Here is a 23,927-nt window from a genome sequence, read left to right on the forward strand (position 1 = left end):
TTAGATAATGAGCAATAAAAATTCACAAAACAAACACGAAATTATCGAGAAAAACATTGGCCTCATGGCCATCTTGACTGTTTTCGCAATCAGCTTCGGTGCATTAGTAGAAATTACGCCGCTAATGTTCCAAGACGATACAACCAAGCCAGTGGATGGGTTACGCCCGTTAAACGCACTAGAGTTTGAAGGTCGCGACATTTATGTACGTGAAGGTTGTGCTAACTGTCATTCTCAAATGATCCGTCCATTTCGTGATGAAGTTGAGCGTTACGGTCACTACTCTGTAGCAGGCGAGTCAGTATGGGATCACCCTTTCCTTTGGGGTTCTAAACGTACTGGCCCTGATTTAGCACGAGTAGGTAAACGTTACTCAGATGATTGGCATTATGCGCACTTAATGGATCCACGTGCCGTGGTTCCTGAGTCTAATATGCCAAGTTTCCCTTGGTTAGCAGAGAACACGCTTGATACAAGTCTGACTCTGAAAAAACTACAAATTTTCCGTGACACGTTTGCTATCAATCCAGAAAACCCAAAACACCCGGGTCTAGGTTATGGCAGTGACGAGGAATTAATCGCTGACATTGCTAAAGTTGACGCAATGAATGACGGTAAAGGTGCAACAGAAATGCAAGCCCTTATTGCTTATTTGCAACAACTTGGCACACATTTGAAGTAGATTATTATGGACTACGGGACATACAGAGGCATTTTGACTCTGGTAATTTTAGTATTATTTATTGTGATTGTTGGATGGGCATATAGCAAGCGTAGTAAAAGTCGTTTTAAAGACGCTGCCAATGTCATATTTGAAGATGAAAAAAAACACAACAATACACTCTCTAACGAGGAAAAGGGGTCTGAGAAATGACTAGCTTTTGGAGTATATGGGTTATTGTATTAACCCTTGCATGCTTAATCATTATCTTTGGTCTACTAGTTTGGAACTTAAAAAACTATGTAGGCGTAAAAGAAGGTGAAAGCTGTGGACATGAGTTTGACGGCATTGAAGAATTAAACAATCCACTACCAAAATGGTGGACTTACATGTTCTTCGCAACCTTTGTGTGGTCTGTTTATTACTTAGCAGCCTACCCAGGTTTAGGTAACTGGGAAGGTTTAGCAAAATGGACAAGCTCAAACCAAGGTATTACCTCTTTAACTGAATCGAAAGAAGCAGTCATTGAAGCTAAAGAAGATGGTCGTTTTGTAAAGCTAGATGCTGAATACCGCACTGCTGAAGAACGTTTTGGTCCTATTTTTAATGAATTGGCTCAAATACCTGTTCTAGACTTAGTAGAGTCTAAATTTGCTGGTGATGCAGCACAGCAAGTTGCGCTAGAAAACGGCACTACGCATGAGCAAACGCAAGGTCAACTCGCTGTTGAAATTGGTCAACGTTTGTTCTCACAAAACTGTGCACAATGTCATGGCTCTGATGCTCGTGGTGGTACTGGCTTCCCTAACCTTACTGACAACGATTGGTTGTACGGTGGTTCTCCTGACAAGATCAGAGAAACATTACTTTTAGGTCGTGTTGCAGCAATGCCACCTTGGGGTGATGCATTAGGTGAGCAAGGCGTTAAAGAAATGACGGCTTACGTACTTAGCCTATCTGGCCGTACTGTAAACCAAAAAGATGCCGATGCAGGTAAAGCAAAATTTGCTATGTGTGCTGCGTGTCATGGTCCAGATGGTAAAGGTTCAGTTGCCCATAACCTACCGTTTGGTGCACCAAACTTAACTGATAACATTTGGTTATACGGTGGCTCTCAACGCGCTGTTGAAGAAACACTTAACCATGGCCGTGCTGGTGTAATGCCTGCATGGAAAGAGATTTTAGGCGAAGATAAAATTCACCTATTAACTGCTTACGTATACAGCTTATCGCAAGATAAATGACGATAAAGTTAACAAAACGTTTCAGTTTTAATCTTTTTATTTCAGTAGATTAATTCAGATCAAAAAAGCCTCCACTCGGAGGCTTTTTTTTAGTCTTTTCATTCTATTTATTATAATATAGCCGCACATTAATTAATTTTAGAGCGACTATGCAACCGACTCCGTGGTATAAAAATTTTTGGCCTTGGTTTTTAATTTTCTTTCCTTTAGCTGCAATTATTGGCTGCATTAGTTTATTTATTACAGCCATTGGTAACGGCCCAGATATGGTTGTAGATGATTACTATAAAAAAGGCAAAGCAATCAACTTAGAACTCGTTAAGTTTGATAAAGCAAAAGCGTTGTATTTACATGGCGACCTAAATGTATCAGATAAGCGTGTAAGCTTTAAATTTACCAAAGGCGATACCAGTAATATACACGCATTAAGATTGTCGTTTTTTCACCGAACTATAAAAGCACAAGATTTTGAAGCTACCCTCACTCCAAATGCTAATCAAGAGTTCACTGCATTATTAGAAAGCTATACACCAGGCGCATATTCGGTATTTATTGAACCCGTTGATAACAGTTGGAAAATGAAAGAAAACGTTAGTTTACCAACCACCGCCACCGTTTTAGTGACTCCTAACTATAAGTAGTATTTAGTATGTCTAAAAATTGCTTTCATTGTCTTGAAAGTGTGCCTGCTGGATTTAGCGCACATGTTGTTATAGACAATACCGCTGAGCCAATGTGTTGCATTGGCTGCCAAGCTGTTGCACAAAATATCATTGACCAAGGGATGACCGACTACTACAAATATCGCACTGTTAGTGCCGGTAAAGTAGAGCAACTCGTCCCTGAACAACTCGCTTTTATTAAAAGCTATGACAATGAAGATATTCAAGATGAGTTTATCAGTACGCATAACGACAACTCTGAGGTGCTTCTCAGTGTTGAGGGCATTACCTGCGCCGCCTGTGCCTGGCTTATTGAAAAGCAATTACTTAACCTTAAATCGGTAAAGCGCGTTGATGTAAACACCTCAACAAATCGCGCTATGATACAATGGGATAAAAGCGCAACCCCTTTAAGTGAGCTAATCACCTCACTGGCTGAAATAGGCTACAAAGCCTATCCATTCCAATCAGATTTAGAAGCCCAGCAAAAACAACAAACAGCCAAAGCGTATATTCGCCGCCTCGGCGTGGCAGGCTTAATGACCATGCAAGTGATGATGTTTGCCTTTGCTATGTACTTTGGCATGTTCTCTGGGATGGACAGTAATTTTGAACAGTACTTTAGATGGATCAGCTTGATCCTTGCAACGCCCGTCATTTTATACAGTGCCCTGCCCTTTCTAAGTAACGCAATTAACGGCTTAAAAGCAAAACAACTGAATATGGATTTACCGGTATCATTGGCGATTTTTGGTGCCTATGGTGCAAGCTGTTACGCCACGGTAATGGAAGTCGGTGAAGTTTACTTTGAATCTATTTGTATGTTTACCTTTTTACTCTTATTAGGTAAATACTTAGAATTTAGAGCGCGTTTAAAGGCCAGTGAATTTACAGCCAACTTACAAAAGCTACTGCCACTGACTGCCCGTACACTCGATGAAAACGGCAAAGAGCACATAATTGCCGCTAAAAAGCTCAAGCTTAACGATATCGTTTTAATAAAAGCAGGCGAAACTATCCCTGCCGATGGCATCTTAGTCAAAGGCAGCACCAGTGTTGATGAGTCTATGATGACTGGTGAACATCAGCCAGTACGAAAGTATATTGATCATAACGTATATGCGGGCACGGTTAATCATGATGGTATTATTGAAATAAAAATCAATAAGCTGGGCCAAAATACCCTGCTTAATCAAATTATTCGCCTGCAACATAATGCCCTAACAAAACGCCCACGGTTAGTAGAAATTACCGACAAAGTAGCGCAGTGGTTTGTCGCGGTATTACTGGTATTTGCCTCTCTAACCGCCATTGGCTGGTATCAAATTGACCCTGATGCTGCTTTTTGGATCACTATATCGGTGTTAGTGGCCACCTGCCCGTGCGCATTAAGTTTAGCTATTCCAACCGCATTAACCTGTGCTGTGGCTACCTTAACTCGTAAAGGAATATTAATTAAGCAAGCACATGTGCTTGAAACACTCTCAAAGCTTACTTTAGTTGCTTTTGATAAAACAGGTACGCTTACGCAAGGTAAATTTAGCCTCGACGTTGTTGACATACTTGATGATAACTACAGCAAAGAGCAAATTCTTGATATTGCAGCACAGCTTGAGAGCTATTCTGAGCATCCTATTGCTAGTGCCTTTAAAGAGTTTAAAGGTCAGCGTAAATTTGACGGTGTACAACTCCATCCCGGGGTTGGGATCAGCGCTCAATACGATAATACGCACTACGCTATTGGTAAAAGTGGCTGGTTTGATACCAAAAAAACCAATGCGCAAGCTACTCTTTACATAAACAAGCAACCCGTTGCACGCTTTTACTTTGTTGATAAAGTAAAAACAGATGCCGATAAACTCGTTAACTCGTTAAAGGCTGCCAATCTAAGTTGTCATATGCTAACAGGTGACGCCTCAGATGCCGGTGCCAAGGTGGCAAAAAAATTAAAGCTTGATTCAGTACAAGCCAGTTGTAGTCCAAAAGATAAACAAGACGCCGTTGAGCATTGGTCAACTCAAGGTGAAGTTGTTGCTATGGTTGGCGATGGCGTAAACGACAGCCCAGTATTTGCCAGCGCCCACTTATCAATCGCCATGGAAACAGGAGCTGATATCTCTAAAAACAGTGCCGATGTTGTGCTGCTTAACAGTGATTTAGCCTCTATTGATCATTTGTTGACGATTGCTAAGCAAACACGGCGTATAATTAAGCAAAACCTAGCGCTTTCTTTTTTATATAATGGCTCTATATTACCGCTTGCTGCTATGGGTTTAGTTGCGCCTTGGATGGCGGTAATTGGTATGTCTGCCAGCTCTATTATTGTGATATGTAATTCACTAAGGCTATTAAAGTTATGAGCATAATTTATATTTTAGTTCCTATCGCTATCTTGTTTGTACTAATTGCCATTGGCGTGTTTTTTTGGGCAGTAAAAGGTGAGCAATTCTCTGATTTAAACAAGCAAGGCCATAGTATTTTGTTTGAAGACGATAAAGAGCAACATAATAAAAGTAATGATTGACCCTGTTTTTGTTAGCGCTTTTTTAATGGGCTTAATTGGCAGTGGCCATTGCATTGCTATGTGTGGCGGTATTGCCAGTTCATTACAGCTTGCCAGCAACAAACGCCAAACGTGGTTATATTCTCTAGCTTATAACAGCGGTAGAGCTTTAAGTTATATGCTTGCAGGAGCCCTTGTTGCGGGTATTAGTAGCCAGTTTGCCACGCAAAATTCTGCCTTTTCATTATTTTTGTCATTTTTAGCTGGTATTTTTATGTTACTGGTTGGCGTTTATATTATGCGCTTAGCCGCGACATTACAATGGCTCGAAAAACTTGGCAAAACCCTCATTTGGCAGCACTTAATTAAACTTAATAAATATTTAATGCCCATTGATTCCCCATTGAAAGCGCTTGGTTATGGCGCACTATGGGGCTGGTTACCGTGCGGCTTAGTATATTCTGCGCTCACATGGGCGATGACCAGTGGCACTGCCATAAATGGTGCTCTGGTTATGCTGGCATTTGCCCTAGGGACGTTCCCTGCCATGATCACCTTAGGTGTGGCTGCACAAAAGCTCAATACGCTTTTTAATCACCCTTGGACGCGAATAATATTAGGCAGTGTTATCATTTGGTATGGTATCTACCTTTTGATCATTGCAACAGACAAGCTAGTGCATTAACATTGGTAAATGTTGTGCATAGAAATTTAACGGATTGAACTTATGGATTTTTCTCAAAGTCGTGCTAAAGGTAATTGTGCCATTAGCTGTAATAACTGCAGTATTAGCCAGTTATGTTTACCATTTTCTTTAAATGGCCAAGAAATGGATAAACTTGATGAGATCATTGAGCGAAAAAAACCATTACACAAGGGTGACTACTTATTTGAGTCGGGCGCACCTTTAAATGCAATTTATGCAGTTCGTTCGGGGTCGTTTAAATCGTATACCTTGTCAGAGCAAGGCGATGAACAAATTACAGGCTTTCATTTAGCGGGTGACCTTGTTGGCTTTGACGCCATCAATAAAATGCAACATCAAAGTTTTTCTCAAGCACTAGAAACCTCAATGGTATGTGAAATTCCCTTTGAAACTCTTGACGAACTAGCCGGTAAACTGCCTAAATTGCGCCAACAAATAATGCGTTTAATGAGCAGTGAAATAACCTACGATCAGGAAATGCTATTATTACTTAATAAAAAATCAGCAGAAGAACGTCTTGCTAGCTTTATTTATAACTTATCAGAGCGTTTTGGTGAGCGTGGTTTTTCACGTAAAGAATTTAGATTTACCATGACTCGCGGCGAAATTGGCAACTACCTTGGTTTAACAGTAGAAACTATCAGCCGTTTATTAAGCCGTTTTCAAAAAGCCGACTTAATTAAAGTAGAAGGTAAATTTATTACTATTTTAGATAATGACGCTTTAGCCAAAACGGCTGCGATTGTTAAGCCTCGTTAATAATCATTTCTCATTTTAAAATTAATCCTACCCTGAATTGGAGCGTAATTATTGCAATTATGCTCTATCTCTACTAACACTTTGAGTAGAGGTATTAACCATTCACTTTTAAGAGTCGATGAATGAATTGTCTGGCTCATTTTTTAATATAAAAGCAACTACGTCCTATTAAACTCTTACATAGAAGGACAATCTTATGCCTAAATCTTTATTTCTATTTATCGCTCTTTCTTTAAGTATTTTATATAGTAGCCAAGCATCGAGCTCAATGATCCCCGATGACGGCATTGATGACTCAGAAGCACTAAAAGACTTGATTTTAAACACTGCAGAAAATTCTGAGCTTAAAATAGACAAGCCAGGAGTTTATGACATCTGCTCAGCTATTATTGTTAGAAATCTTAACAATATTGTTATTACAGCTAATACTGGCGTTATACTAAAAAAGTGTGACCAATTTGAAGGAGAGTATATTTTATCCTTTTATAATTCACGCTTCATAGAAATTAATGGTTTTATTTTTAGGGGGTTAACGACAGACAAAATTAATTATGTTTGGGGTGAGCAAGGTATCCTTTTTGCCGGCTCCGAAGATATTTCAATTAAACATAATCAATTTTTTGATTTTGGCGATGCGGCTATAAGAGCAACATCTTCACACTTATCATCCCATGATACGAATATCAATTCTTTCAGAATTGATATTCGTAATAATTACTTTGAAAATGTCACACAAGTATCAACTACTCACCCGTGGAATAATAACTATGGAGGTACGCATGATATTACAGTTGAAGATAATATTTTTGAGGGATTGAAGGGATCATTGAAATTTGCCACGGTTAAACCTGTATCAAAGGCTCTAGTAAGATATAACACTTTCAAAAACACCAAAGGCACCGCTATAGAAATTACTTATTACTCTAACGTAAAAATTATTGCTAATACCTTCATAGACAGTGATAAGTTTATCCTCAATGCTTACCCTAACAAACCAAAAAGTGTGACGGAGCCTTTTAATTGGGGAAGTATTTATTTTACTCACAACACAGTTTTACGTTCTAAGGGAGGCATTAGAATACAGTCAGATGTAACCAGCGAGCTAATAGATGACAAATACGTAAGAGGCATTTATATCAATAACAATCACTTTATTGACGTTGATATGACTGTTTATCCTGAAAAAAAATATTGGTATCTTATTAATTTATTTACTAGAGGTGGAAAGAGTTATCTATTTTCTACAATCAAAGATAATGTTTATAACTTACTACCCGAAGTAGACTTTGTGAAAAAAACGAGTGGATTCACTGTGGAAGACAACACTTTAATAAAGCCTGAAAATAATTAAATTTTGTAAAGCTCTACACACGTTCATGCAGGGTAAGGGTTTCAAAATTAGAGAAGCTTTATTTCTTGATATAGAACAAGAATATTAGTGCTACCCCTTTAACTGTTGTGTATTTGCGTTACACTCAAGGTATAACTGTTAAGTGAATGGAGTAGCACAATGGAAACGATTAAACGTATTATCGCGGTTATTGACCCAACTAAAGACGATCAAAATGCCCTCGCGCGTTCAATAGATTTAGCCAAAAAATCAGGGGCTAGCATTACCGCCTTTATGACGGTGTACGATTTCTCTTACGAAATGACTACTATGCTCTCTGGTGATGAACGTGAAGCAATGCGTAAAGCGGTGTTAAAAGATCGCGAACTATGGTTAAAAGATCTTGTCTCTCCTTATCAAAACATTAATATTAATACCCAAGTCATTTGGCATAACCGCCCTTACGAAGCCATTATTAATACCGTTATTAATGATAAATATGACCTAGTGATCAAAGGTACTCATCAGCATGGTGCGCTTAAAGCGGTTATTTTCACACCAACAGACTGGCACTTAGTCAGAAAATGCCCAACCCCTGTATTATTTGTAAAAGATATGGCGTGGCCAGCACATGGGAATATTTTAGCGGCTGTTAATGCAGTCAGTGAAAATGATCAGCACCTGTCACTGAATAAACGCATAATTAAAGATGCACAATTTTTATGTGAACTGGCTAATGCTAAACTTAACTTAGTCAATGCATACCCTGCTACACCGGTTAATATAGCCATAGAGATCCCTGAGTTTAACCCAGGGTTATATAACGAATCAGTTAAAAAACATCATATTGAATCAACCAATGAACTCGCTAGTGAGTTTAACCTAACCTCTGAACAATGCTTTATTGAAGAGGGATTGCCAGAAGATGTGATACCGGATGTTGCAAAACGCTTAAACAGCGAATTAGTGGTTATTGGCACGGTCGGACGGACTGGCTTAAGCGCTGCCTTAGTAGGCAACACTGCTGAGCATGTTATTGACAGCCTTGATTGTGATGTACTTGCACTTAAACCTGATGGGTACGTAAGCCCGCTTGCAGAAAGTTAGCGTTTGCAGTAGCTCCCATATTACATATGACTTATAATACGCCCCTTTATTTTTAGCAATTAATTTTGCCGTACTATTTTATAAGGGGGCGTAGTGTCTCATTCTGCTCAAGCCAAAGCTCAATACAACTTAAATAAGCTTCAAAAGCGTTTACGCCGCCTCACAGGTCAAGCTGTCATGGACTTTAACATGATTGAAGAAGGTGACCGTATTATGGTGTGCTTATCGGGTGGCAAAGACAGTTACACTATGCTCGACATGTTGCAACATTTACAACGTGTTGCACCTATCAAGTTTGATTTATTTGCAGTAAATCTCGACCAAAAACAACCTGGTTTTCCTGAGCATGTGCTTCCTGAGTATCTTGATAATTTAAATATTGAATACAAAATTGTAGAAGAAGATACCTACAGTATTGTAACTGATATTATTCCTGAGGGTAAAACAACCTGCTCGCTTTGCTCTCGCTTGCGCCGCGGTATTTTATATCGCACTGCTAAAGAGTTAGGTGCGACTAAAATTGCACTGGGTCATCACCGCGATGATATGATAGAAACCTTGTTTTTAAATATGTTTTATGGCGGAAAACTAAAAAGTATGCCGGCTAAACTAATGAGCGATAACGGTGAGCATATGGTTATTCGCCCACTGGCATATTGTAAAGAAGCCGATATAAGCAAATATGCGTTCAGCCAAGGCTACCCTATTATTCCGTGTAATTTATGTGGCTCACAAGAAAACTTACAGCGTAAACACACTAAAAATATGCTAGAGCAATGGAATAAAGAGCACCCAGGCCGTATAGAGAGTATTTTCACCGCCATGCAAAACGTTGTGCCTTCACACTTAGCTGATAATCAATTATTTGATTTTACCAACTTGCAAACGGGTGACGTTATTGATGGGGGCGATATCGCGCTCGATAAGCCAGATATTCCAAAAGCGCCAATTAATCATGAACAAGATGAAACAAACCAAGCCGACGTGGTTACCATTAATTTAAGCTAATTTTTAAGGGTTTGCAGTAATGCAAACCCTTCACTTTGTTCTATGCTGCTACTGACCAGCAGCTAATCCTTGTAAAAACTCTAAACTCTGCATTTCTTGTTTGTTTGCCTGATAAGGCAACTGTTGTAAGCTGTCGTAAGCAAAATCTTCAATAGTAAACTCGCTAATTTCACTTTCACCAAAACTGTTAAGCTCACCTGGGCTTGGCGACATACGCTCAACAACAAAATCGCTTAACCGTAAGCCGCCCGTTTGCTTGGGCAAAACAGACCAATGCGCTTTAAAGTCAATTTGCTGACTGCCCTCATTTAAACGTGCTTTAGCAACTAAATGTGCTAATGGCGAAGTTCCACTGTATAAGTTAGCTCTTAAACGGTATAAGCCACTTTTTATAACTGTTAAATTGGCCGGTACTATCATGTTTTCATTACGTGGATAGGCGTTTTCAAAACCAGTTAAGGTTGCACTAGGCGGCATATAGTGTATTTGTGCCACCACCGGGACTATTTTACCCGCGATATCGGCTTCAACTAATAATTGTAAATTACGTGGATAGTCTTCTTCACCTTTAAATGTCATTGCCAGCTCGTTTTGACGAGCCACACCACTTTGCGTTTTTAGCGACTTTTTGGTGTCTGTATTACTGAGTGTTACTACCGCCTTACCTAAATTTGGGGCGCTTACGGTTAGCTCTATAGCTTGTGGATACACATACCGATATTGAGACAAGCTCACTGTTAACTCCCCGCCTTGCTCACCCACTGGGCTGCTAACAGGAAAGAACTGATTTGGCTTAAGTCTGTCCTCATCATATACCGTTAATGGTTGTGAATAAGGCGGAAACGCCAAACTTTGTTGATACTGTTGTGCCACCGCCGATGCCGCTTTGGCTAAGTCTTCATCAAATGCTGACTGAGTTACTGAGCTGGTTTTTGTTGTTGCCTTTATCACAGGTTGGCTTAGCGTGCGCTGCTGAGCTGGAGGTGTCGATATCGGCTTTTTATCATTGAGAGGGGCTTGTTTTAGGGGGTAACTTGCATGACCCTCATCAATTAAAAACCACATAAGTAGGCCCATGCTGATAGCAAAGCCAATCACGTAGGACTTTTTCATCGGTTAGTTATCCTATATAAAACGTGTAGTACGTATACTACACGATGTTTTAAGTATGCTTATATTACGGGATCACATTATATATAAGTGCCGATGCACTCAAATTATCTGAGTCTTTTACATAACGATATTGTTTCTTCCAAAACCAACTACCTGTGGTTTCATCTACGGTTTCAAACCCTAGCGTGTCGCCAGCTACCATAATGTTATTCATCGCAATCGTTACATTTCCTTGGCGCTGCGCTTGTTGAATCTCATTATGGCTGTAACTGTTAGTCATCATTAATGGATAATGATATGGCATAAAACTATTAACAGCATCACCTTGCGATTTTAAACGCCCATTAGTGTCAATATTGGTGCTACAGCTACCAAATGAGTTTACCGAGCTTGCACCACATGATGAGTGAGTAGCCACTACCGAGTCGTCATTACCGCGTAAAAATCCAGCCGTTAAACCTAAGTAAGCATTACCATCGGCTACAAAACGTAAACGAGGTGTGCGTGCATCAGGTAATGGCGCAATTCTGCGTGCATTATTTACTTTTAAATCGTGCAATACGCCTACCGCCTCATTAACTTCACTGCCTAACCACCACGTTAGCGCGGCATCTACAGCAAAATTCCACGATGCGCCTGTTAATGTACTCACCGCTAAGTCGGCCAATTCACTGCCGCCACCAGCACCGGCTAAATCAAAGGTGGCAATAATATTAAGCGGCTGTAATCCGGAATTTGCAAGCCAGTTTTCTTGGTTATCTATAATATATCGGGCAACTAAGTCACCGGTTGAATGAGTCACAAATACACAGCCTGGCTCGCATAGATTTGAGCGAGAAATTTGCTGTAGTTTAGGCCATACCCAATCGGTGGTGATTTTTCCTTCTATTCGTTCATATGCAGGCCAATCGATGCGCTCATCTGCGCGGTTCACCCAGTAAGACTGCCAATAGCTTTGTCCATCGCTTACCACATCAATGGCTGCTCTATTGGTAAGTTGTGATACCTGTAAGCCATGAATTAAAATTACCTTATACTCTTTACTGAGCGCAGAAAAACTCATTAGCAGGCTTAATGCTGCTGCAAATAAAGATACGCGTTTAAATATGTGTGTGTTGTTCATATTAATCCTTAACTGATTCAATATTTTTATTATGCTTAGCTTGTTACACGCTGTTGTCGGTGCATGGTAAAAGCAACGCATTGACCAGTATTGGGAACAAAGTTAAAAAGTGCAACATTTTGTTATCATTTTCGCTATTAAGGCTAAATATCTGCGTTAAAATACGACAAAAGCGCTAAACTATTGTGCTATTTGAAACAGTTTATGGGCTTTATAAACCGCCATTGAAAACACCGTGCACTTTTTTGTTAACTATCGCACGGCACTACTTTTTATCAGCGTAATAGCGTAAGTTAGTTACATACGAACAACCAAGGAATCATAATGATAAAAAAAATAATATGTGGTGGCTTTTTATTAACCGCCATTTCCGCCCCTAGTTTTGCCGCGAGTGTTAACACCCAACTTGAAAAAGCAACACAAAGTGTGAGTGAAAAAGTCATTACATGGCGTCGTCACTTACATCAATATCCAGAGCTGAGTAATCGCGAATTTGAAACCGCCAAGTACATTACTGAACATTTAAAATCACTGGGTCTTGAAGTACAAACGGGTGTTGCGCATACCGGAGTTGTGGCTAAATTAAGCGGCGGTAAAAAAGGCCCTTTAATCGCATTGCGTGCTGATATGGATGCTTTACCGGTTACCGAACAAATTGATTTACCCTTTGCCTCTAAACAAACATCAACCTATCGAGGCAATGAAGTAGGCGTTATGCATGCCTGCGGGCACGACACTCATGTTGCTATTTTAATGGCCGTGGCAGAGTCACTGGTAAAAATAAAAGATCAGTTAGCGGGCGAAGTACTGTTTGTATTTCAACCGGCTGAAGAAGGTGCCCCCGAGGGCGAAGAAGGTGGCGCTGAGCTGATGTTAAAAGAAGGCTTATTTAAGCAAAAGCCTGAGGCCGTGTTTGGTTTACATGTCACCAGCTCACTCAATACAGGGCAAATTGGCTTTCGTGAAGGGCCACTAATGGCCAGTGAAGATTCTTTCACAATTAACGTAACGGGGCGTCAAACACATGGTTCGCGTCCATGGAATGGCGTAGACCCAATTGTTGCTTCATCACAAATTATAATGGCAACTCAAACAATCGCCTCTCGCCAAGTTGATGTAACTAAAGCACCTTCAGTCATTTCGTTTGGCGCAATTAATGGCGGCATACGCTCAAATATAATCCCTGATAATGTAGAGCTGATTGGTACCATTAGAACCTTTGATCAAACTATGCGCGCCGATATTAAAAAACGTTTAGCTAAAACCGCTGAGCTGGTTGCCGAATCCGCTGGTGCTAAAGCCGATGTGCATATAGATCACGGCTACCCTGTCACAGTAAACAATGTAGCACTCACCCAAAAAATGACCCCAACGCTTGCCCGTATTGCTGGTGCTGACAACATTATTACCACCGATTTAATTACCGGCGCAGAAGACTTTAGTTATTATGCGCTTGAAACCCCTGGGCTATTTTACTTTTTAGGCGTCACTCCAAAAGATCAAAACGCTAAAACGGCAGCAAGTAATCATTCACCTCAGTTTTATGTTGACGAAAGCGCCTTACAACTCGGCGTAGAATCATTATCTCAACTGGTTGTTGACTACTTACAATAACAACTCAACGTAACAAGCACAGGGGTAATAACCTTGTGCTTGTAAAGCTAGGGTCTGTTGACCTTTGCGGATTAATATTTGTTCAAGCTAGGGGCGGTTTAATCACGACGCGAGGTTTGTAACCTAGTGGACTATGTAAAAACCGAGCAAAGCTTCCGCGTCCTGCTCACGCCCCTTACCTACATCCATGTAGGCAACAAAGAGTAAATCGCCCCTAGGCAGAACCCTTCGGGCAGCGCCTGTTTGGCATTGATGCTGCGTTATCGCCTATTTATGGGGAATAACCACACCACACAGGCTCTGCCTTGCTTTAATACCAAGCAGACTGATGCAAATTCAACCTTGAAAGGTAAACAGACCCTAGTGTTATTCAGCTAATATAAATCCCCTTTCGCTTACCTTTAATTATATAAATTCTCAATCAGGTAAGGACACCTTAATGACAGCAGAATATTTTAATTTTTTAAGCTTAATTGGTGTGGCTTTTTTTGCAATTTCAGGTGCGTTATTAGGCCATGATAAAGATATTGGCGGATTTGGAGTGGTGGTTGTTGGCTCAGTCACCGCGTTAGGCGGTGGCACGCTCAGAGATATACTTCTTAACCAACCCGTTTTTTGGATAGCCAACCCAGATTTTTTATATGCCACCTATGGCGCTATTTTTGTCACTGTTATGTTTATTCGCCACTTACCCGATGTGTCTAACTATTACATGTTGTTGGTTGATGCGATTGGTATGGCTATCTTTAATGTGGTCGGTATTGAAAAAGCATTAATTGAAGGCACCACCATGATGGTTGCACTTACAATGGGCATGACTACGGGGATATTTGGTGGCTTAATACGCGACGTGATCTGTCGAGAAGTGCCGTTGGTGATGCGAGAAGAGCTCTACTCCACCGCCTGTTTTGCAGGAGGCTTGACCTATGCCGCGCTATTTTTATTAGAAGCCCCTTATTTATGGTGCATTCTTGGTTCGCTGTTGGTCAGTGTTTTTTTAAGATTGGGCGCGCTCCATTTTGGCTGGCAGCCCAACCTATTTAGAAAACGAACTCCAAAAATAAACGATTAGTATAAGCATTGCGTTACACTAATCGCTCATAGAGTCCTGATGCCCGTGACACACTTTTACCCATCGCCAGTTGCAGCACTTTTTTATCTGCTACCAGCTCAAAGGTCTGCTTTGCGCGGGTAATACCGGTATACACTAATTGCCGATTAATACCGACGCTCGCATGCTTAAGTGGTGGCAATACCATAGCAGTGTAACTAAACTCTGAGCCTTGCGATTTATGAATGGTCATAACATACACTTTATCGTGCGCTGGGAGTCGTGCAGGTGAAAATGCACGTTCATTACCCTGCTCATCAATAAACAGTGCTTTGAGTTGGCTACTATCATCAGGCATTAAAATACCTATATCACCGTTAAAAAGTTTAAGTTGATAATCGTTTTGGCTAATCATAATAGGCATACCCGTGTAATGCCGCTGATTAGGGTTAACGCTAATTAACCCTTGCTGTTGCAATACCCGCTCAATACGTTGATTTAAACTATTAACGCCGTAATCGCCTTCACGCACTGCTGCAAGTAATTGATAGCGGGCAAAAGCCTCATGCACTTTGGCAACACTAGCTCCTTGGGCAATCAGTGTTAAATAATCACCGTAGTGACTTGCCGCGCTGTTTATAAGCTTTTCAATCGGTGTAGAGACAAAATCGTAGTCTAAAATCACATCGCTAAAATGCCCTTGCGTACTTTGTTGTTCAACGTAATTTAAAATACCCCGATCATTGGTATTAACAGCCAAAGCCAATTGGCCTATGCCACTTTTGGCATCAAAGCGATAACTATGTTGTAAAAAGGCAATGCAATCAGCCAGTTTAAACTCACTCTGATTTTGCGCGCCAAGTTTAGCGGTGCCATTAAAACACACCTTATTTAATTGCTCACAGCGTGCTTTTGAATAACGCGGTGTTTGCCCAAGCACTAACCCTTGGCATAAATCACTCATTACGCTGCCAGTATCAACCGAGGCAAGTTGGTCTTTATCACCGAGTAAAATCAATCGGGCATGATCTGGCAAAGCCTCGATTAATTTAGCCATAAGTGATAAGTCGACCATACTGGCCTCATCAATAATCAATACATCAACATGCAGCGGATTGCTTTTATCGTGCCGAAATTTATTGGTAAATGGCTTAACTCCCAACAACCGATGAATGGTTTGCGCACTTTGCGGGATCAACGAATTAATATCATCCGGTATTTCTGTGAGCTTATTTTTAGCCCCTAAAATTGACTCGGTTAGTCGCGCCGCTGCTTTACCGGTGGGTGCCACTAATTTTATGCTCAATGGTGCAGCCTGATATAACGACTGTAAAATGGCTAACAGCTTTGTCACCGTGGTGGTTTTACCTGTGCCAGGCCCGCCTGTGATCACACTAAAGCCCTTTGTTGCAGCAATGGCACAAGCGACCTTTTGCCAATCAATATCAAGCGTTGGATTATCAGGAAAGTAGCGTGTTAATAACTCAGTAAGGACTGCATCATCAATATTGAGTTGTCGCTCACTCATTGCCAGTAATCGCTGCGCTAAAGTTTGCTCATACCCTGCTAAACGCGTAAAATACAACCGCTGATTAAACAATTGCAGCGGCTTGTGATCCCCCACACTGTGATGCGCGTGTAAGTAACTTATTGCTGCCTCAGTCGTAAAATCGTCACTAAATGGGGTGAGAGTGTCAGGTACGGTGCCTTCTAATTTAGTAAAGTCGCTTTGGCGTAAATTAAACGGATTAGTCCAATCAACCTCTGTTAGAGTTAAACAACTATGCTGGCTTTGCTGCGATAAACACAGCATTAAAATAATATAAAATAATTCGTCATGATCATGCTCAGTATTGTTACCACTGAGTAATTCGGCCAGCTTTACATCCACAACACGTACGCGATGCTGCTCAGTTAAATAGCTAAGCAGCGGCACAACTTTCGGTGTTTGAGTTACAGAGTCTGCTGGTTGTTCATTGAGTAACGACGACTCATCAACAGGCGCGTCGTCAACGTCATCAAACAAACCGGGGTGTTGGTTTAAATCACTCATAGCATCGCTCCTTGGCTAAACAAACCATCTAAAATAATAACTTGCTCTGTACTTAACTGTTTAAAGTACACCCCTTCACCCGCTGGCATACCGCGTAAAAAGGTATAATACACGCCGCCTAAATGCGTCTCTATGGCATAGTCAGGAATACGTTGTTTAAGTAATCGATGCAGCGCTACGGTATAAATTAAATACTGTAAATGATATTGGTGGCTGGTCATGGCTTGCTCAAGCTGCTCTGGCTCATAATCTGCGGGGATACTGCCCAAATAATTCGATTTATAATCTAAAATATAATACTTGCCTTGGTAGCAAAAAATTAAATCTATAAAGCCTTTTAATAAGCCTTTTACATGGGCAAATTCAAGTTTGCTTTGGCTAAAACCAAAGTGTTTAATCAGCATTTCGTTGAGTTTAGGCGCACTTAGGCTAGCAAGCGGTAAGTTAAACTCCATTTCAACAAGACAATCTCTCGGTGATAATTGACTCAAGCTTAAATTATTTTCACTATTTAACGGGCAATTAAGCGCATCGAGTATCCATTGCTCGGTAATTTGCTGCCATTGCTCATCAATATGGTATTTTTCAAAGGCACGTTTAATTACTGCCGATAAGTTTTGCTCTGGATTTGAGGGGTGAACAAGCGGGCTGGTAAAATCAAGTTGCTCGAATATTTCGTGTAAGCAACTTCCTGGTTTTGCACCTTTTGGAAAACTATACGGTGAGAGAAGTTCATCTTGTTGCACCGCAAACTCATCTTTTTGATGATCTTCATCGCTGCGCCCAGGTGCCAGTTGGTCAGTATGCTTTTTAAAGCTCAAGGCACTAAAACTGGTTGCCCGCCAATCGCGTTCAATCTGCGTGGTTACAGTATTAATACTCAACGCCTGCTTTTCAACGTGTTCATTATTAAAGCGAAGTATGCCCTGCTCGAGTAATTCACCCGAGGTAAATTGCAGATATTCCATCGAATCATTGGCATCACAAAACTCACTTAAATGAGTGCGCCATGTTTGGCTGCTGGTTAACGCTAACCCTGAGAACAACACATGCCCAAGCGCACTACTTTGAATCGCTAAGCGGCTACTTTGCCCTTGCCCGATATTATATACACCCAAGGCACAAAAATGCACTGCACGGGTCAGTGCGACATACAATAGGCGTAAATCTTCGGCTAGGCGCTCTTGCTCTGCTTGTTGCAAGGCGTCTTCGTCTTTACTTAAATCAAAAATTAACTTGCCGTTATGGTGATAAAGCGCGTCTTTAGTTTCACGATAGCCACTGGCAAAGGGCATAAATACCAATGGATATTCAAGCCCCTTTGAGGCATGCATAGTGACAATTTTAACCAAATTTGCGTCGCTCTCTAAACGTACTTGCACAGTTTCGCCATCTTGTTGGCTCACCTTTTGCGCAAACCAACGCAACAAACGAAGTGTCCCTTCAAGCTCTATTTGTTTTTGCTGCAGTATTTCGCCAAGGTGTCTAAAGTCGGTAAGCCAACGTTCTACGTTATAGCCCAAGCCTTGCCATTTGGCACTGAGTTGATTATGACTCAGTAAGCGCTCAAGCATGGCCATAGCCCCTTGCTTGTGCCAAATATGGCTAAGTTGGGCAAAAAAGTTTAAGTGTTCTTGCCATGCATTTTCATCATCGGCCAAAGCAAAAATATCGTTATAACTTAAACAGAATAATGGCCCTGCGAGTACACCACGTAGTAGCGACTCGTCGTACTGGCCGTGCAATGCGGTTAAAAAGTTGAGTAAATGGTGACTTAGCTCTTGGCTAAATACACTATCACGAGACAAATACACGCTGGCAATATTGGCTTTGCTCAAGGCCTGCTTCATTATTTGCGCTTCAACGCGGTCGCGCACCAAAATACAAATATCAGCAGCGCTTACCGGCGTACTGCCAATACAGGCTATTCCTTGGTTTGCCTGCTCAAGTAAAGTAACAATTTTATTGGCAAAATGGGTGGCTAAATGAGCTTGCCCTAAGCCTTTACTGGTCGGTTTGCCTTTTTCATCGCCGGCTTCATCTACAAACACATTAAACTCAAAGGCGATGGCCGGTTTGCCAGCAATTAAAAATGTATCTTCGGCTTTTTTACCCTTGGCTTTCACTTTATTAAAAGGAATGGCATCGTTATAAATAAAGCTGTTGTCGTATTTACTAAACAAGCTATTTACGCTGTTGACGATATCGCTGCTGGAGCGAAAATTAGTGCCTAGGGTAAATTGTTGCGACTGCTCTACGGCCTCTTTGGCACCAATGTAGGTGAATATATCTGCGCCCCTAAAGCCATAAATAGCTTGTTTGGGATCGCCTATCATGGCTAAAGTGGTATTGCTTTGAGCATAAATTTTACTAAAAATACCGTACTGAATAGGGTCGGTGTCTTGAAACTCATCAATCATTGCCACCGGAAATAACTGCGCAATTTTTTGCGACAATACGTCACCCTGCTCACTATTAAGGGCCGTATGTAAATTAGTGAGTAGGTCATCAGGGGTGATCACGCTTTGCTCTTGTTTGCGCTTAACTATGGCCGCTTTTACCCAACTTGCCGCATATTGCACTATCGCAATTTTTAGCCCTTGTTTAATGGTATTGTTAAGTGCGGCTAAGGTATCGAATTGGCTAATAAGTGGATGAGTCAGTAATGTGCCATTTTTTTTATAATTAGCGGTATTACTTAAATTCTCGCTGCTCCATACCTCAAACGAATATTTGTTAGTACCAAATTCAAAAAAGTCATCATTGCCTAAGCAAAATGCTTCAAGCGCCGCTAAACTGCCTTTTCGCCCGGGTGTTTTTGAGCCACTTAAATCGGATGCTTTCACAGCACCAATAAACTCTTGCTCTAGGCACGCTTTTTTAAAGGCGGGTACAAGCTCCAAGTATTCATCTCGGGCTTGCCACACATCCTCTAAATTTACTTGCGGTGTTATTTCGGCGTTGGCTTTATTTAAAATACTGCTTACTTGGCTAAATAATGATTCGGGTGCGGCAAACACCTCTAAAATCGCATTTGTTTTTTGCTTATTAAGCGGGTAGACAAACGCGCGCCAAAAATCTTTTATGGTCTCAAGCAGTATCTCGCGCTCATCTAAAATAAACTCTAAGTTAAATGCTACACCAGATTCAAACGCATGTTGTTTTAGCATCCGCTGACAAAAACCATGAATGGTAAAAATAGCCGCCTCGTCCATTGATTTAGCTGCGGCATCGAGTAAGTCAAATGCACGGTGCTTGTCATCAACGCCTGCTATTACACCCTCAATTAGCTCATCATTAGGTACTTGCCCAAGTAACGCATCACGCGCGGCAATAATACGGCTACGAACGCGGTCTTTAATTTCTTGCGTGGCGGCATCGGTAAAGGTTACTACCAAAATTTGCTCAACACTCAATGGCGTATTCAACTCACCAGGTATTTGCATGCCCAATAAATAGCGCAAATACAAACCCGTGATCGTGTAGGTTTTACCTGTGCCAGCACTGGCTTCTATCAAACTTTGGCCCTTTAATGGCATAGTGAGTGGGTTAAGCGCTTGCATAGTCACTCTCCTTGGCGTGCTCAAATAACGGGGCGAGTAATTTTTCGCTCCATTGTATAAACTCCTCTTGGCAATCATTGAGCGATTGCACCGTGAGACGAATATAAGGGTTTTCCCCTTCACCTCGGCCAATATACTGTGGGCTAAATTTACTGTTAGCTTTTGCCATATCGCCACCGCTTTTCACATATTCGTAACCACTCACCGGAAAAAACGCCACCGGCGCGTTTCGCAATGCTTTATATAGTTCAAACCAATCTGCAAGCAGCAAGTCGGCATTGGCTTTACTCATAGGGGCAAAGCTAATTTGTTTATCTAAACCCAGTAATAAAGTTTCAACCTCTTGTTGCATGCTTTGTGCAGCAAGATGATAAATAAAGCCTTTAATTAAATCTTTAGCTTTAATACTGGCACTGCGATAAAACACTTGTTTTTGCATATACACATGGTTTAGCCAGCCTTCAATAGTGGTATTTTCAAGCGCAAGTAACACTTCTATCGGTTCGCTTTTACCCGCTTTTATTTGTTGTTTTACTTGCCCTGCAAGCGCATCAACGCGATGTTGCATGCTCTCATAAATTAAGCTGCCAACATGGGCTTGCGGCAACTCACCGCGCTGCAGTATTTGTTCGGTACTCAGTGGTGTATCGTTAATATTAGCTTCAAGTATTTCATCAAGGTAAAAATAACGGCGCAGCGCATCTAAGCTAAACGGTTCTTCATCTTTGGCTATATCGTTAAATTGCGGCAAACGTAACCCTAGGCTTTGCTGATAAAAGCTCTCTTGGGCGTGGCACACACTGCGAATAAACATATCAAGATCAAGCAGCTCTGGAGGCGTTACATCAAGCGCAGTGATTGCTTTTGGCTCAATGGCCTCGCTAGGCAGCCAAATTGGGTTATAGCTGTGGTTGTTAAGCCCTGCCTGTTCAGCGCTAGCTGGCAAATAATAATGACTATTAAAAGGTTGTAAATGTTGTTGGCTAATAAGACAATCTGGCAAGGGTTTATCACTGGGTTCGCTAAGTTTAAAGCTGCGACCTATGTATTCTAACAATTCACTGACAAGTGTTGATGGCATGCGCGGCTGGTTGTCAAAACACGAGCGGCCAATGTAGCTCATATATAAATTATCTCGGGCACTAAGAAGCGCTTCTAAAAAGAGGTAGCGGTCATCGAGTTTACGTGAACGGTCACCTTTTTGCTTTTTAGAATACGGCACTAAATCAAATCCGATAGGCTGCACGGTACGTGGGTAATCGGCATCATTCAAGCCTAGCATACACACCACCTTAAACGGCACGGCACGCATTGGCATTAACGTACAAAAATTCACCTGCCCCACTAAAAAGCGCTGGCCGACACCTTTTTCTTGTATACCTTGCTTGATTAGATAGCTCACTATGCGCTGCGAAACGGCTTTACTGTAGTCGCCGTTGTCGTGGTGCTTCGCAATGTCTTCGAGCACCTTTTGCAGCACTAATAAATCCCAGCTATCATCGCTTTCGCTCTCATACACAGCATTGAGTAATTCACATAATATATGGGCTTTATTGGTAAGCGTATCATCTGGGGTGAGTTTCGCTTTAAAGTCTTGAAGCACATCAATAAAATGCACCAGCTTATTGAGTGTATCAAGCGCCATACCTTCTACTTCATCGGCGCTGTAAATACCATTAAATGGGCACTGTTCATCGCGCATGGCAATCCCCAGTAATAAGCGGTTCAAGCCATGTTGCCAGGTATTTAAATCAATGGCGGGTAAATCAAAGCTTTGTTTATGCTCAGCGTTTACACCCCACTTTACCCCTACTCGCTCAAGCCAATAATGTATTTGCTCGTATTCATGGGCCTCTAGGCCAAATTTTTCGGCAATTTGCGTAACCTGTAATAAATCAAGAATATCCGACACGCCAAAGCGCGAAAACGGTAAATTAGCTAAACTGGCAAACGAGCTCAGTACTGGTTTTTCTTGCTCTATGGCTAAATCGGCAAGGGCGTATGGTATAAATCGGCTGCCCTGCGCACCACCAAAAACGGCCTCAATGTAAGGGCTATAAATACCTACATCAGGCATCATCACAATGATGTCTTTGGGGGTAAGCGTTGGGTTTTGATTAAACAAATTGAGTAAGTAGTCGTGCAGGCGCTCGACTTCCCTTAATGGCGTGTGGCAGTCACTTAACGTAATGCTGGTATCGTGTGCACTTATGGGCAGTTTACCCTCATCGTTTATAAACCATTCTTTGTTATCGGTAAGCGATTCACCTTTAAAGGCAAGTTGGTATATTTCACTTTGCACTTGCCCAAGTAAGGTATCGTCAAACGCATCAATAAAACCATCAATCCAACGGGCATCAAGCTGCACCAGTTGCTCAAAATAATCGCGGCCGAGTTTACCCCACGACGACAACAACGGATTACCAATAAAATAGTATTCTTCATCAGGATTCGTTTGCTTTTTTTGCTGCGCTTCCACCAGCGGCATTTTGGCGTATTTAGCGTTTATTTTAGCCGCTGTTTTTTCATCGATTATATCGCCCCAATAATGCTCGCTGGGGTTAAAAAAGAATAAAAACACCTCAGTTTTTTTACTCAAGGCTTCAAACACGTCAAGCTGTGAGCTGGCAATCGCAGATATACCAAATAGGCTAATACGCTTTGGCAATAAGCTGCTATCCATACTCTCAAGGGCGCTGAGTAATTGTCCTTGCATGTTGGCGCGGTGAAATTGGCTTTGCCCAAGTGTTTTACTTAATTTGACAAGGCGGCGCCATAAATCGGGTTGCCAAGGAGCAATGCTGATATCTACATCGTCAAGCGTATCAACACCGCTATCCCAAGTGGCTATCCAATGGGGGCGATACATTAAATATTGGTCGTACACATCGGCTATTTTTTCACATAGGGCAAAGGTTTTTTGGCCGTCAATATCCCCCTCTAAATAAGTTTTTAGGGGTAAATACAGTGGCTCGTCAATACAAGTAGGTAAAATTGCAAACAGTTTCCAAGCAAGGTTCGGTTTATTAAACGCCGACTCTTTAGGCACGTTTGGCAATAGTTGCTGGTACAACTGCCAAATAAAGCTCGACGGCAGCGGAAAGTCTACCTGCGCAGCCACGCCTAAATTTTCACTTAAACCAATTTTTAGCCACTGCGACATACCCGGCGATTGCACTAACACCACTTCTTTATCAAATGGGCTTTGCAACGGGTTTACCTTTAACAGTTGATGAAACTGCGCTTGCAGGGCTTCCATACGGTTTGATTGAATAATATTGAGCATACGATACCAGCCTTACTTGAGATAAAGCCAGTGTAAGGTATTTTCAATTTAAGCGGTAGCGCTAAGGAGGAATTGGCGTTAATAAATCAGCATGTTAGCCAGTAGCTAGCTGATTTTTTAAACGCACAGGACTCACTTTAGTCA

General features: G+C 41.4%; 18 protein-coding genes. 13 read left to right on the forward strand and 5 right to left on the reverse strand.

Annotated features, from left to right (window positions below; all coding sequences use genetic code 11):
• Positions 1–7: 7 nt before the first annotated feature.
• The 11 genes from ccoO to ttcA all read left to right on the forward strand — a co-directional run bounded on the left by ccoO (position 8) and on the right by ttcA (position 9,980).
• Positions 8–682, forward strand: a complete 675-nt coding sequence (ccoO, locus tag QMA00_RS03105) for a cytochrome-c oxidase, cbb3-type subunit II (protein ID WP_033102690.1) — start codon at positions 8–10, stop codon at positions 680–682.
• 6 nt (positions 683–688) lie between these two features.
• Positions 689–874, forward strand: a complete 186-nt coding sequence (locus QMA00_RS03110; RefSeq protein WP_010389598.1) for a cbb3-type cytochrome c oxidase subunit 3 — start codon at positions 689–691, stop codon at positions 872–874.
• Positions 871–1,905, forward strand: coding sequence for a cytochrome-c oxidase, cbb3-type subunit III (gene ccoP, locus QMA00_RS03115; protein ID WP_036983016.1), 1,035 nt, complete (start codon positions 871–873; stop codon positions 1,903–1,905). Before QMA00_RS03110 ends, ccoP begins: the two co-directional genes overlap by 4 nt.
• A gap of 149 nt (positions 1,906–2,054) precedes the next feature.
• Complete coding sequence (locus QMA00_RS03120; protein WP_069439306.1) at positions 2,055–2,546, forward strand: FixH family protein; 492 nt, start codon at positions 2,055–2,057, stop codon at positions 2,544–2,546.
• An 8-nt stretch (positions 2,547–2,554) separates the two neighbouring features.
• Positions 2,555–4,927, forward strand: coding sequence for a heavy metal translocating P-type ATPase (locus QMA00_RS03125; RefSeq protein WP_290155978.1), 2,373 nt, complete (start codon positions 2,555–2,557; stop codon positions 4,925–4,927).
• On the forward strand, positions 4,924–5,091 hold the full coding sequence (gene ccoS / locus QMA00_RS03130; RefSeq protein WP_008109812.1) for a cbb3-type cytochrome oxidase assembly protein CcoS: 168 nt from the start codon (positions 4,924–4,926) through the stop codon (positions 5,089–5,091). The genes QMA00_RS03125 and ccoS overlap by 4 nt, the downstream gene beginning before the upstream one ends.
• On the forward strand, positions 5,084–5,755 hold the full coding sequence (locus tag QMA00_RS03135; RefSeq protein ID WP_138687007.1) for a sulfite exporter TauE/SafE family protein: 672 nt from the start codon (positions 5,084–5,086) through the stop codon (positions 5,753–5,755). Before ccoS ends, QMA00_RS03135 begins: the two co-directional genes overlap by 8 nt.
• A gap of 42 nt (positions 5,756–5,797) precedes the next feature.
• Positions 5,798–6,535, forward strand: a complete 738-nt coding sequence (locus tag QMA00_RS03140) for an FNR family transcription factor (RefSeq protein WP_013464664.1) — start codon at positions 5,798–5,800, stop codon at positions 6,533–6,535.
• A 196-nt stretch (positions 6,536–6,731) separates the two neighbouring features.
• Positions 6,732–7,886, forward strand: a complete 1,155-nt coding sequence (locus tag QMA00_RS03145) for a right-handed parallel beta-helix repeat-containing protein (RefSeq protein ID WP_290155981.1) — start codon at positions 6,732–6,734, stop codon at positions 7,884–7,886.
• Positions 7,887–8,045: 159 nt separating this feature from the next.
• Entirely contained in the window at positions 8,046–8,972 is a 927-nt protein-coding gene (uspE, locus tag QMA00_RS03150; RefSeq protein ID WP_069439304.1) for a universal stress protein UspE, read from the forward strand.
• A 93-nt stretch (positions 8,973–9,065) separates the two neighbouring features.
• On the forward strand, positions 9,066–9,980 hold the full coding sequence (ttcA, locus tag QMA00_RS03155) for a tRNA 2-thiocytidine(32) synthetase TtcA (RefSeq protein ID WP_076920801.1): 915 nt from the start codon (positions 9,066–9,068) through the stop codon (positions 9,978–9,980).
• A gap of 48 nt (positions 9,981–10,028) precedes the next feature.
• On the opposite strand, the gene QMA00_RS03160 is transcribed toward ttcA, so the two are convergent.
• On the reverse strand, positions 10,029–11,093 hold the full coding sequence (locus QMA00_RS03160) for a hypothetical protein (protein ID WP_033103709.1): 1,065 nt from the start codon (positions 11,091–11,093) through the stop codon (positions 10,029–10,031).
• 64 nt (positions 11,094–11,157) lie between these two features.
• A complete protein-coding gene (locus QMA00_RS03165) occupies positions 11,158–12,216 on the reverse strand; it encodes a hypothetical protein (protein WP_290155984.1) in 1,059 nt (352 codons plus the stop codon).
• 324 nt (positions 12,217–12,540) lie between these two features.
• Between QMA00_RS03165 and QMA00_RS03170 the strand changes: the two genes are divergently transcribed.
• Positions 12,541–13,830 carry an amidohydrolase gene (locus tag QMA00_RS03170; RefSeq protein WP_290155986.1) on the forward strand — a complete coding sequence of 430 codons (1,290 nt, stop codon included), beginning with the start codon at positions 12,541–12,543 and terminating at the stop codon, positions 13,828–13,830.
• A 439-nt stretch (positions 13,831–14,269) separates the two neighbouring features.
• Positions 14,270–14,902: a trimeric intracellular cation channel family protein gene (locus QMA00_RS03175; protein WP_290155987.1), complete on the forward strand. Its 633-nt coding sequence runs from the start codon at positions 14,270–14,272 to the stop codon at positions 14,900–14,902.
• Between the two features lie 13 nt (positions 14,903–14,915).
• On the opposite strand, the gene recD is transcribed toward QMA00_RS03175, so the two are convergent.
• The 3 genes from recD to recC are packed head-to-tail and all read right to left on the reverse strand — an operon-like array spanning position 14,916 to position 23,783.
• The gene (gene recD, locus QMA00_RS03180; RefSeq protein WP_290155988.1) at positions 14,916–16,934 is read right to left on the reverse strand and encodes an exodeoxyribonuclease V subunit alpha; all 2,019 of its coding nucleotides are present in this window, start codon (positions 16,932–16,934) and stop codon (positions 14,916–14,918) included.
• Complete coding sequence (gene recB / locus QMA00_RS03185) at positions 16,931–20,497, reverse strand: exodeoxyribonuclease V subunit beta (protein ID WP_290155989.1); 3,567 nt, start codon at positions 20,495–20,497, stop codon at positions 16,931–16,933. Before recB ends, recD begins: the two co-directional genes overlap by 4 nt.
• The gene (gene recC / locus QMA00_RS03190; protein WP_290155991.1) at positions 20,484–23,783 is read right to left on the reverse strand and encodes an exodeoxyribonuclease V subunit gamma; all 3,300 of its coding nucleotides are present in this window, start codon (positions 23,781–23,783) and stop codon (positions 20,484–20,486) included. Before recC ends, recB begins: the two co-directional genes overlap by 14 nt.
• Positions 23,784–23,927: the final 144 nt, after the last annotated feature.

Origin of the sequence: Pseudoalteromonas sp. APC 3694, assembly GCF_030407565.1 — a bacterium.
In the GTDB taxonomy this organism is placed as follows: domain Bacteria; phylum Pseudomonadota; class Gammaproteobacteria; order Enterobacterales; family Alteromonadaceae; genus Pseudoalteromonas; species Pseudoalteromonas tetraodonis.

What these genes read in the sequence shown, in the direction of transcription:
- uspE (WP_069439304.1), top strand. Translation starts at nt 8,046, where the DNA reads ATGGAAACGATTAAACGTATTATCGCGGTTATTGACCCAACTAAAGAC.
- recC (WP_290155991.1), bottom strand. Translation starts at nt 23,783, where the DNA reads ATGCTCAATATTATTCAATCAAACCGTATGGAAGCCCTGCAAGCGCAG.
- QMA00_RS03135 (WP_138687007.1), top strand. Translation starts at nt 5,084, where the DNA reads ATGATTGACCCTGTTTTTGTTAGCGCTTTTTTAATGGGCTTAATTGGC.
- recB (WP_290155989.1), bottom strand. Translation starts at nt 20,497, where the DNA reads ATGCAAGCGCTTAACCCACTCACTATGCCATTAAAGGGCCAAAGTTTG.
- QMA00_RS03110 (WP_010389598.1), top strand. Translation starts at nt 689, where the DNA reads ATGGACTACGGGACATACAGAGGCATTTTGACTCTGGTAATTTTAGTA.
- QMA00_RS03160 (WP_033103709.1), bottom strand. Translation starts at nt 11,093, where the DNA reads ATGAAAAAGTCCTACGTGATTGGCTTTGCTATCAGCATGGGCCTACTT.
- QMA00_RS03125 (WP_290155978.1), top strand. Translation starts at nt 2,555, where the DNA reads ATGTCTAAAAATTGCTTTCATTGTCTTGAAAGTGTGCCTGCTGGATTT.
- QMA00_RS03165 (WP_290155984.1), bottom strand. Translation starts at nt 12,216, where the DNA reads ATGAACAACACACACATATTTAAACGCGTATCTTTATTTGCAGCAGCA.
- ccoO (WP_033102690.1), top strand. Translation starts at nt 8, where the DNA reads ATGAGCAATAAAAATTCACAAAACAAACACGAAATTATCGAGAAAAAC.
- recD (WP_290155988.1), bottom strand. Translation starts at nt 16,934, where the DNA reads ATGAGTGATTTAAACCAACACCCCGGTTTGTTTGATGACGTTGACGAC.
- QMA00_RS03145 (WP_290155981.1), top strand. Translation starts at nt 6,732, where the DNA reads ATGCCTAAATCTTTATTTCTATTTATCGCTCTTTCTTTAAGTATTTTA.
- ccoP (WP_036983016.1), top strand. Translation starts at nt 871, where the DNA reads ATGACTAGCTTTTGGAGTATATGGGTTATTGTATTAACCCTTGCATGC.
- ccoS (WP_008109812.1), top strand. Translation starts at nt 4,924, where the DNA reads ATGAGCATAATTTATATTTTAGTTCCTATCGCTATCTTGTTTGTACTA.
- QMA00_RS03175 (WP_290155987.1), top strand. Translation starts at nt 14,270, where the DNA reads ATGACAGCAGAATATTTTAATTTTTTAAGCTTAATTGGTGTGGCTTTT.
- QMA00_RS03120 (WP_069439306.1), top strand. Translation starts at nt 2,055, where the DNA reads ATGCAACCGACTCCGTGGTATAAAAATTTTTGGCCTTGGTTTTTAATT.
- QMA00_RS03170 (WP_290155986.1), top strand. Translation starts at nt 12,541, where the DNA reads ATGATAAAAAAAATAATATGTGGTGGCTTTTTATTAACCGCCATTTCC.
- QMA00_RS03140 (WP_013464664.1), top strand. Translation starts at nt 5,798, where the DNA reads ATGGATTTTTCTCAAAGTCGTGCTAAAGGTAATTGTGCCATTAGCTGT.